Genomic DNA, 9967 nt, shown 5'->3' with positions numbered 1-9967 from the left:
AGTGCTTTTGCCGTTACGCACCACCCCGTCAGTAGCTGAACAGGAGGGACAGCTGATAGAAACAGAAGCCACTGGAGCACCTCAAAAACACCATCATACACTAAATCAGTAAGTTGGCAGCATCACCTTTAAATCAATGTTTAAACGTTGGTAAAAGCGTGTGAAACACGTTAAATTGTCGCCGATCAAATTGGTGGAAAGGTGATAAATTCGCTATAAATTGATCACTGTCGAAAAATGCAAATCTTCCTCAATAAAAACCTGTTTATTGTAAGGATTTTGCGGCGTAATATAATTGCGGGATCAATTTGAGTTTTTTATTAACATGTTTGTAACCTTTCGCACTTTCTGTTTCCTTCTTCAGGAAAACGGTTAACGGTGAGAGTGTGCAGATAAATTTGTATTGGGGCATGCGTGTGACCCTTTCTAACGGGGTCACTCTCGGAGTCTTCATGCGATGAGCAAGGAGTCATGATGTTAGATATAGTCGAACTGTCGCGCTTACAGTTTGCCTTGACCGCGATGTACCACTTCCTTTTTGTGCCACTGACGCTCGGTATGGCGTTCTTGCTGGCCATTATGGAAACGGTCTACGTCCTTTCCGGCAAACAGATTTATAAAGATATGACTAAGTTCTGGGGCAAGTTGTTTGGTATCAACTTCGCTCTGGGTGTGGCAACCGGGCTGACCATGGAGTTCCAGTTCGGGACAAACTGGTCTTACTATTCCCACTACGTTGGGGATATCTTCGGTGCGCCGCTGGCGATCGAAGGTCTGATGGCCTTCTTCCTCGAATCCACCTTTGTAGGTCTGTTCTTCTTCGGCTGGGATCGTCTGGGCAAAGTTCAGCACATGGCGGTCACCTGGCTGGTCGCTTTAGGTTCTAACCTGTCAGCGTTGTGGATCCTGGTCGCCAACGGCTGGATGCAGAACCCTATCGCATCGGATTTCAACTTCGAAACCATGCGTATGGAGATGGTGAGCTTCTCTGAACTGGTCCTTAACCCGGTCGCTCAGGTGAAATTTGTGCACACCGTGGCGTCTGGCTATGTGACTGGTGCGATGTTCGTGCTCGGTATCAGCGCGTACTACCTGCTGAAAGGCCGCGACATTGCTTTTGCAAAACGCTCTTTCGCTATTGCTGCCAGTTTCGGTATGGCTGCCGTGCTGTCTGTTATTGTTCTGGGTGATGAATCCGGTTACGAAATGGGCGACGTGCAGAAAACCAAACTCGCGGCAATTGAAGCAGAGTGGGAGACTCAGCCTGCTCCGGCTGCCTTTACTCTGTTCGGTATTCCGGACCAGGAGTCGCAAGAAAACAAACTGGCGATTCAGATCCCTTACGCACTGGGCATTATTGCCACGCGTTCTGTTGATACGCCGGTTATCGGTCTGAAAGACCTGATGGTGCAGCATGAAGCGCGTATCCGTAGCGGGATGAAAGCGTATGAGCTGCTGGAGCAACTGCGTGCCGGTTCGACCGACCAGGCGGTTCGCGATCAGTTCAACAACATGAAGAAAGACCTCGGTTATGGTCTGCTGCTGAAACGCTATACCCCGAACGTCTCTGATGCGACTGAAGCTCAGATTCAGCAGGCGACGAAGGATTCGATTCCACGCGTTGCGCCGCTGTATTTCGCATTCCGTATCATGGTGGCATGTGGCTTCCTGCTGCTGGCGATCATTGCGCTCTCCTTCTGGAGCGTGATTCGTAACCGCATCGGTGAGAAAAAATGGCTGCTGCGCGCCGCGCTGTACGGTATTCCACTGCCGTGGATTGCTGTAGAAGCCGGCTGGTTTGTCGCCGAGTATGGCCGTCAGCCGTGGGCGATCGGTGAAGTGTTGCCAACCGCAGTGGCGAACTCGTCGCTGACCGTCGGTGACCTGCTGTTCTCCATGATCCTGATTTGTGGCCTGTATACCCTGTTCCTGGTGGCTGAACTGTTCCTGATGTTCAAGTTCGCACGCCTTGGCCCAAGCAGCCTGAAAACCGGTCGCTATCACTTTGAGCAGTCCACCGCGACTACTCAGCCGGCACGCTAAGACAGGAGTCGTCAAATGATCGATTATGAAGTACTACGTTTTATCTGGTGGCTGCTGGTTGGCATTCTGCTGATTGGTTTTGCGGTCACCGATGGCTTCGACATGGGGGTGGGCATGCTCACCCGTTTCCTCGGTCGTAACGACACCGAGCGTCGAATTATGATTAACTCCATCGCCCCGCACTGGGACGGAAACCAGGTGTGGCTTATCACCGCGGGCGGCGCGCTGTTTGCTGCCTGGCCGATGGTCTATGCCGCGGCGTTCTCCGGATTCTATGTGGCGATGATCCTCGTGCTGGCGTCCTTGTTCTTCCGTCCGGTCGGTTTTGATTACCGCTCCAAGATTGAAGACACTCGCTGGCGTAACATGTGGGACTGGGGCATCTTCGTGGGGAGTTTTGTGCCGCCGCTGGTGATCGGCGTGGCATTTGGCAACCTGTTGCAGGGCGTACCGTTCCATATCGATGAGTATCTGCGTCTTTACTACACCGGTAACTTCTTCCAACTGCTGAACCCGTTTGGGTTGCTGGCAGGCGTAGTGAGCGTAGGAATGATCATTACTCAGGGCGCGACCTATCTGCAGATGCGTACCGTGGGTGAACTGCACCTGCGTGCCCGTGCGACATCGCAGATTGCAGCGCTGGTCACTCTGGTCTGCTTCGCGCTGGCGGGTGTCTGGGTGATGTACGGTATCGACGGTTACGTGGTGACCTCTGCGGTTGATCATCATGCGGCATCTAACCCGCTGACCAAAGAAGTCGCGCGTGAAGCGGGTGCCTGGATGGTCAACTTTAACAATGCACCGATCCTGTGGCTGGTTCCTGCACTGGGTGTGGCGCTGCCGCTGCTGACCATTCTGACTTCCCGTATGGAGAAAGGGGCATGGGCATTCCTGTTCTCTTCTCTGACGCTGGCCTGCATCATTCTGACTGCCGGTATCGCGATGTTCCCGTTCGTGATGCCTTCAAGCACCATGATGAACGCGAGCCTGACCATGTGGGATGCGACCTCCAGTCAGTTGACGCTGAATGTGATGACCTGGGTTGCTGCGGTGTTTGTACCGATCATTCTCATCTACACCACCTGGTGTTACTGGAAAATGTTCGGCCGCATCACCAAAGAACATATTGAAAGCAACACCCACTCTCTGTACTAAGTAAGGAGCAAAACTATGTGGTATTTCGCCTGGATTCTGGGAACGCTTCTTGCCTGTGCATTTGGGATCATCACCGCGCTGGCCCTTGAGCACGTCGAGGCAAGCAAAGACGGTCAAGAAGAACACTGATGACCAGCCTTATCGCGATGCAATATAACGCGATGGACAAGCGCCCGTTACGGGCGCTTTCTTTGCTGATGGCGTTAGTGTTAGCAGGATGTATGTTTTGGGATCCCTCCCGCTTCGCGGCTAAAACCAGTGGGCTGGAGATCTGGCATGGTCTGCTGCTGATGTGGGCGGTCTGTGCGGGCATCATTCATGGCGTGGGTTTTCGTCCTCGTGCCACACACTGGCAGGGGATTTTCTCGCCTCTTATCGCCGATATCGTGCTTATTGTCGGTCTGATTTTCTTCTTCTTTTGAATAAGAAACATCCTTAATGATCTATGGGCTTGCATAAGCCCATAAATTTTTACTCTCCCTTAACCTCTTCCCATTCCCAAGCCTCAATCGCGCGCGTATAGTAGCAACGTTTAAAAGCACTAACTTGAGGTTGTGGCCTGCCATTGTGCTCAGCGCCATCCGTGAACAATGGCAGGCCACAACTTAATTGCATTACCGGGATGTAAAGTGAATACAACGCTGTTTCGATGGCCGGTACGTGTCTACTACGAAGACACCGACGCCGGTGGTGTGGTTTATCACGCCAGTTACGTCGCTTTTTATGAAAGAGCACGCACAGAGATGCTGCGTCATCATCACTTCAGCCAGCAGGTACTGTTGGCTGAGCGAGTTGCTTTCGTGGTGCGTAAAATGACGCTGGAATATTATGCGCCTGCGCGACTCGACGATATGCTCGAAATCCAAACAGAAATTACGTCAATGCGTGGGACCGCTTTGGTTTTCACGCAACGCATTGTCAACGCAGAGAACACCGTGCTCAATGAAGCTGAGGTTCTGATTGTTTGCGTTGACCCACTCAAAATGAAGCCTCGTGCGCTTCCCAAGTCTATTGTCGCGGAGTTTAAGCAGTGACTGACATGAATATCCTTGATTTGTTCCTGAAGGCAAGCCTTCTGGTTAAACTTATCATGTTGATTTTGATTGGTTTTTCAATCGCATCCTGGGCCATTATTATCCAGCGGACCCGTATTCTTAACGCTGCAGCGCGTGAAGCCGAAGCGTTTGAAGACAAATTCTGGTCCGGTATCGAATTGTCTCGTCTGTATCAGGAAAGCCAGGGACGCCGTGATAATCTGTCGGGTTCGGAACAAATCTTCTATAGCGGGTTCAAAGAGTTTGCGCGACTGCATCGGGCAAACAACCATGCGCCAGAAGCGGTGGTTGAAGGTGCATCTCGTGCGATGCGGATCTCAATGAACCGTGAACTTGAAACGCTGGAAACGCATATTCCGTTCCTCGGCACCGTGGGTTCCATCAGCCCGTATATCGGTCTGTTCGGTACCGTGTGGGGGATCATGCATGCGTTTATCGCTCTCGGGGCGGTAAAACAGGCGACATTGCAAATGGTTGCACCGGGTATCGCAGAAGCACTGATCGCGACCGCTATCGGTCTGTTCGCCGCAATCCCGGCGGTCATGGCTTACAACCGCCTGAATCAGCGTGTTAACAAGCTGGAACTGAATTACGACAACTTTATGGAAGAGTTCACCGCGATTCTGCACCGTCAGGCGTTTACCAGCACCGAGAGTAACAAGGGGTAAACCATGGCCAGATCGCGTGGACGAGGTCGTCGCGAACTCAAGTCCGAAATCAACATCGTACCGTTGCTCGACGTCCTGCTGGTGCTTCTGCTGATCTTCATGGCGACAGCGCCGATTATTACGCAGAGCGTGGAAGTTGATCTGCCGGATGCGACCGAGTCGCAGGCTGTGAGCAGTAACGACAATCCGCCGGTTATTATTGAAGTTTCCGGAGTGGGGCAGTACAGCGTGGTGGTTGAGAAAGATCGTATGGATCAACTGCCGCCGGAACAGGTGATCGCCGAAGCGAAAAGCCGCCTGGAGTCCAATCCGAAAACGGTCTTCTTGATCGGAGGCGCGAAAGACGTGCCTTACGATGAAATAATTAAAGCGCTGAACTTGTTGCACAGTGCGGGTGTGAAGTCGGTTGGCTTAATGACGCAGCCTATCTGATCATTTGCGTCTCTGGTTTGAAAGAGAGCGTGTAACAGGCGAACAGTTTTTGGGAACCGAGAGTGTCAAAGGCAACCGAACAAAACGACAAGCTCAAACGGGCGATAATTATTTCAGCGGTACTGCATGTCATTCTATTTGCAGTCCTGATCTGGAGTTCGTTCGATGAGCATATAGAGGCTTCAGCCGGCGGCGGCGGTGGTTCCTCCATCGATGCCGTGATGGTTGATCCTGGCGCCGTGGTTCAGCAGTACGAACGTCAGCAGCAGCAACAGTCAAGTGCGCAGCGTGCCAAAGAGCAACGTGAAAAACTGGAGCAGCAGCAGGCGGAAGAGCTTCGTGAGAAGCAGGCTGCCGAACAGGAACGGCTTAAGCAGATTGAGAAAGAACGTTTAGCGGCTCAGGAACAGCAGAAGCAGGCTGAAGCTGACGCGAAGAAAGCGCAGGAACAGCAGAAACAGGCAGAAGAAGCGGCGCAGAAAGCCGCAGCGGATGCCAAAGCGAAAGCTGACGCGCAGGTGAAAGAAGCTGCCGAAGCCGCCAAGAAAGCGGCGGCGGATGCACAGAAGAAAGCCGAAGCAGAAGCAGCAAAAGCCGCTGCTGATGCGAAGAAGAAAGCGGAAGCAGAAGCGGCTAAGGCTGCCGCTGACGCGAAGAAGAAAGCCGAGGCAGAGGCCGCTAAGCAGGCTCAGGCGGACGCTGCGAAGAAAGCAGCAGCAGCCGAAAAAGCCGCCGCTGAGAAAAAAGCGGCTGCGGAAAAGGCTGCCGCTGATAAAAAAGCTGCAGCCGAGAAAGCCGCTGCCGATAAGAAAGCAGCAGCAGAAAAAGCCGCAGCGGCCAAAAAGGCAGCGGCGGAAAAAGCGGCTGCGGCATCTGGCGTTGACGATCTGCTTGGCGATCTCAGCTCCGGTAAGAATGCGCCGAAAACCGGCGGTGGAGCAAAAGGGAACAACGCTTCTCCTGCGGGGAGTGGTAATACTAAAAATAATGGCGCATCAGGCGCAGATATCAGCAACTATGCCGGGCAGATTAAATCAGCCATTGAGAGCAAGTTCTACGACGCATCGTCTTATGCAGGTAAAACCTGTACGCTGCGGATAAAACTGGCTTCTGACGGTATGCTGCTCGATATCCAGTCTGAAGGTGGCGATCCCGCGCTTTGTCAGGCAGCGCTTGCTGCAGCCCGACAAGCGAAGATTCCAAAACCACCGAGCCAGGCGGTATATGAAGTGTTTAAAAACGCACCTCTGGACTTTAAACCGTAAGCTAAACTTTCCCCGTCATGGCGGGGAAAACAATCTGCGGTAGTCGCTGGGTTCTGGTAGTTTTGTGTATTTGAGTTTGTTAACATTCTGCTAAATTATCGTGGGCTGATCGCCTGGATAAGGGAGATATGATGAAGCAGGCATTACGAGTAGCATTTGGTTTTCTAATGCTGTGGGCAGCGGTGCTGCACGCAGAAGTTCGTATCGAGATAACCCAGGGGGTGGACTCGGCGCGCCCGATTGGCGTTGTGCCATTCCAGTGGGCAGGGCCGGGTGCTGCACCTGAAGATATTGGTGGTATCGTTGGCGCAGACCTGCGCAACAGCGGTAAATTCAATCCGTTAGACCGGTCTCGTTTGCCACAGCAACCAGGGACTGCGCAGGAAGTACAACCTGCTGCCTGGTCTGCACTGGGGATTGATGCGGTTGTGGTCGGTCAGGTGACGCCGAACCCGGACGGTTCCTACAATGTCGCGTATCAACTGGTTGATACCGGTGGCGCACCAGGTACGGTATTGGCTCAGAACTCCTACAAAGTGAACAAGCAGTGGCTGCGTTATGCCGGCCATACTGCCAGTGACGAAGTGTTTGAGAAACTGACCGGCATTAAAGGCGCATTCCGTACCCGTATCGCGTATGTTGTCCAGACTAACGGCGGCCAGTTCCCGTATGAACTGCGCGTGTCTGACTATGATGGCTACAACCAGTTTGTGGTTCACCGTTCACCGCAGCCGTTGATGTCTCCGGCCTGGTCTCCGGACGGTTCAAAACTGGCGTATGTCACCTTCGAAAGTGGCCGTTCTGCGCTGGTTATCCAGACGCTGTCTAACGGGGCGGTGCGTCAGGTTGCATCATTCCCGCGTCACAACGGTGCGCCGGCGTTTTCTCCGGATGGCAGCAAACTGGCATTTGCCCTGTCTAAAACCGGGAGCCTGAACCTGTATGTGATGGATATCGGCTCTGGTCAGATCCGTCAGGTGACGGATGGTCGCAGCAACAATACGGAGCCGACCTGGTTCCCGGACAGCCAGAACCTGGCCTTTACGTCGGATCAGGCGGGTCGTCCGCAAGTGTATAAAGTTAATGTTAACGGCGGTGCTCCGCAGCGTATTACCTGGGAAGGTTCACAAAACCAGGATGCTGATGTCAGCAGCGACGGCAAATTTATGGTAATGGTAAGCTCAAATAGTGGGCAACAACACATTGCCAAACAAGATCTGGTAGCGGGTGGCGTACAAGTTCTGTCGTCAACGTTCCTGGACGAAACGCCAAGTCTGGCACCTAACGGCACTATGGTAATCTACAGCTCTTCTCAGGGGATGGGATCCGTGCTGAATTTGGTTTCTACAGATGGGCGTTTCAAAGCGCGTCTTCCGGCAACTGATGGACAGGTTAAATTCCCTGCCTGGTCGCCGTATCTGTGATAATAAATAATTGATTAATAAAGGAATCATTGAAATGCAACTGAACAAAGTGCTGAAAGGGCTGATGATTGCTCTGCCTGTTATGGCTATTGCGGCATGTTCTTCTAACAAGAACGCCAGCAATGACGGCAGCGAAGGCATGCTGGGTGCCGGCACTGGTATGGATGCAAACGGCAGCGGCAACATGTCCTCCGAAGAGCAAGCGCGTCTGCAGATGCAACAACTGCAGCAGAACAACATCGTTTACTTCGATCTGGACAAGTACGATATCCGTTCTGACTTCGCTGCAATGCTGGATGCACACGCTAACTTCCTGCGTAGCAACCCGTCTTACAAAGTCACCGTAGAAGGTCACGCGGACGAACGTGGTACTCCTGAGTACAACATCTCCCTGGGTGAACGTCGTGCGAACGCTGTTAAGATGTACCTGCAGGGTAAAGGCGTTTCTGCTGACCAGATCTCCATCGTTTCTTACGGTAAAGAAAAACCTGCAGTACTGGGTCACGACGAAGCGGCTTACTCCAAAAACCGTCGTGCCGTACTGGTTTACTAAGAGAATTGCATGAGCAGTAACTTCAGACATCATCTGTTGAGTCTGTCGTTACTGGTTGGCATAGCGGCCCCCTGGGCCGCTTTTGCTCAGGCGCCAATCAGTAGTGTCGGCTCAGGCTCGGTCGAAGACCGTGTCACTCAACTCGAGCGTATTTCTAACGCTCACAGCCAGCTTTTAACCCAACTCCAGCAGCAACTCTCTGATAATCAGGCCGATATCGACTCCCTGCGTGGTCAAATTCAGGAAAGTCAGTATCAACTGAATCAGGTCGTTGAGCGTCAGAAGCAGATCCTGCTGCAGATGGACAGTTTGAGCAGCGGTGGCGCTGCCGCGCAGCCTGCAAGCGGCGATCAGAGCGGAGCAGCCGCGGGGGCAGCGACACCTGCGCCTGATGCGGGTGCTGCGACGTCGGGAGCGCCTGTACAAAGCGGTGACGCGAATACCGATTACAATGCAGCAATTGCCCTGGTACAGGACAAATCCCGCCAGGATGATGCGATTGTGGCATTCCAGAACTTCATCAAAAAGTACCCTGATTCGACCTATCAGCCGAATGCCAACTATTGGCTCGGTCAGTTGAATTACAACAAGGGTAAAAAAGATGATGCCGCGTTTTATTTTGCTTCGGTGGTGAAGAACTACCCGAAGTCACCTAAGGCTGCAGACGCGATGTATAAAGTCGGCGTGATCATGCAGGACAAAGGTGACAGTGCGAAAGCAAAAGCGGTATATCAGCAGGTTATCAGCAAATACCCAGGCACCGAAGGCGCGAAACAAGCGCAGAAACGTCTTGGTGCGATGTAATGCACAGCATGCGACCAGAAATCGAATTATTTCTGGTCGTGTCGTGCGATTCCTAAGCAGTTGAGTGATCTGCATCGAAATTTTTGTTGCGCTCAATTCTGAAATCAGTAATATATGCCGCCGTTGCCACGGGATATCAAACATCCTGAAAACAACGCAAAAGTGGGTCGTTAGCTCAGTTGGTAGAGCAGTTGACTTTTAATCAATTGGTCGCAGGTTCGAATCCTGCACGACCCACCAATCGTTACGGTGGAAAGCGATAGTTAAACGTGAAGGATAACGTTGCGTCAGCAACGGCCCGTAGGGCGAGGCGAAGCCGAGTCATCCTGCATGACCATCACTAGTAAAGTTAGTCAGTAGTATCCAGCGTTGTATCGGGTGATTAGCTCAGCTGGGAGAGCACCTCCCTTACAAGGAGGGGGTCGGCGGTTCGATCCCGTCATCACCCACCACTCGGGTCGTTAGCTCAGTTGGTAGAGCAGTTGACTTTTAATCAATTGGTCGCAGGTTCGAATCCTGCACGACCCACCAATTTAACATCGTACTCAGATGTTGAACGTGAAGGATA

Annotated in this window: 12 protein-coding genes and 3 tRNA genes; 14 read left to right on the top strand and 1 reads right to left on the bottom strand. The window is 52.5% G+C overall.

The features are described 5' to 3' along the window. Positions 1–72 (bottom strand): IS1 family transposase (locus QQZ17_RS22505; RefSeq protein WP_001568368.1); only part of this gene is annotated, 72 nt, incomplete at its 3' end. A gap of 402 nt (positions 73–474) precedes the next feature. Between QQZ17_RS22505 and cydA the strand changes: the two genes are divergently transcribed. The 14 genes from cydA to QQZ17_RS22435 all read left to right on the top strand — a co-directional run bounded on the left by cydA (position 475) and on the right by QQZ17_RS22435 (position 9930). Further along, positions 475–2043 (top strand): cytochrome ubiquinol oxidase subunit I, encoded by a 1569-nt coding sequence (gene cydA, locus QQZ17_RS22500; RefSeq protein ID WP_152406371.1) that lies wholly within the window; start codon positions 475–477, stop codon positions 2041–2043. Positions 2044–2058: 15 nt separating this feature from the next. After that, entirely contained in the window at positions 2059–3198 is a 1140-nt protein-coding gene (gene cydB / locus QQZ17_RS22495) for a cytochrome d ubiquinol oxidase subunit II (protein WP_152405415.1), read from the top strand. A gap of 15 nt (positions 3199–3213) precedes the next feature. Beyond that, a complete protein-coding gene (cydX, locus tag QQZ17_RS22490; RefSeq protein ID WP_042320599.1) occupies positions 3214–3327 on the top strand; it encodes a cytochrome bd-I oxidase subunit CydX in 114 nt (37 codons plus the stop codon). Further along, a complete protein-coding gene (ybgE, locus tag QQZ17_RS22485; RefSeq protein ID WP_152405414.1) occupies positions 3327–3620 on the top strand; it encodes a cyd operon protein YbgE in 294 nt (97 codons plus the stop codon). Before cydX ends, ybgE begins: the two co-directional genes overlap by 1 nt. Before the next feature lie 207 nt (positions 3621–3827). Then, positions 3828–4232: a tol-pal system-associated acyl-CoA thioesterase gene (gene ybgC / locus QQZ17_RS22480; protein ID WP_152405413.1), complete on the top strand. Its 405-nt coding sequence runs from the start codon at positions 3828–3830 to the stop codon at positions 4230–4232. Then, entirely contained in the window at positions 4229–4921 is a 693-nt protein-coding gene (tolQ, locus tag QQZ17_RS22475) for a Tol-Pal system protein TolQ (RefSeq protein ID WP_152405412.1), read from the top strand. Before ybgC ends, tolQ begins: the two co-directional genes overlap by 4 nt. A gap of 3 nt (positions 4922–4924) precedes the next feature. Beyond that, positions 4925–5353, top strand: a complete 429-nt coding sequence (gene tolR, locus QQZ17_RS22470; RefSeq protein ID WP_046477596.1) for a colicin uptake protein TolR — start codon at positions 4925–4927, stop codon at positions 5351–5353. 62 nt (positions 5354–5415) lie between these two features. Next, positions 5416–6618 (top strand): cell envelope integrity protein TolA, encoded by a 1203-nt coding sequence (tolA, locus tag QQZ17_RS22465; RefSeq protein WP_152405411.1) that lies wholly within the window; start codon positions 5416–5418, stop codon positions 6616–6618. A 131-nt stretch (positions 6619–6749) separates the two neighbouring features. Continuing rightward, a complete protein-coding gene (gene tolB / locus QQZ17_RS22460) occupies positions 6750–8042 on the top strand; it encodes a Tol-Pal system beta propeller repeat protein TolB (protein ID WP_152406370.1) in 1293 nt (430 codons plus the stop codon). A 34-nt stretch (positions 8043–8076) separates the two neighbouring features. Then, positions 8077–8595, top strand: a complete 519-nt coding sequence (pal, locus tag QQZ17_RS22455; protein WP_006685431.1) for a peptidoglycan-associated lipoprotein Pal — start codon at positions 8077–8079, stop codon at positions 8593–8595. A gap of 9 nt (positions 8596–8604) precedes the next feature. Further along, the gene (gene cpoB, locus QQZ17_RS22450; protein ID WP_152405410.1) at positions 8605–9399 is read left to right on the top strand and encodes a cell division protein CpoB; all 795 of its coding nucleotides are present in this window, start codon (positions 8605–8607) and stop codon (positions 9397–9399) included. A 164-nt stretch (positions 9400–9563) separates the two neighbouring features. Further along, positions 9564–9639: transfer RNA gene (locus QQZ17_RS22445), tRNA-Lys, on the top strand. A gap of 136 nt (positions 9640–9775) precedes the next feature. Then, positions 9776–9851, top strand: a tRNA-Val gene (locus QQZ17_RS22440). 3 nt (positions 9852–9854) lie between these two features. After that, positions 9855–9930, top strand: a tRNA-Lys gene (locus tag QQZ17_RS22435). The last annotated feature ends 37 nt before the right edge of the window (positions 9931–9967 follow it).

Source organism: Citrobacter sp. T1.2D-1, from assembly GCF_950098555.1.
Taxonomy (GTDB): domain Bacteria; phylum Pseudomonadota; class Gammaproteobacteria; order Enterobacterales; family Enterobacteriaceae; genus Citrobacter_A; species Citrobacter_A telavivensis.
This window is presented reverse-complemented; position numbering and strand designations above follow the sequence as displayed.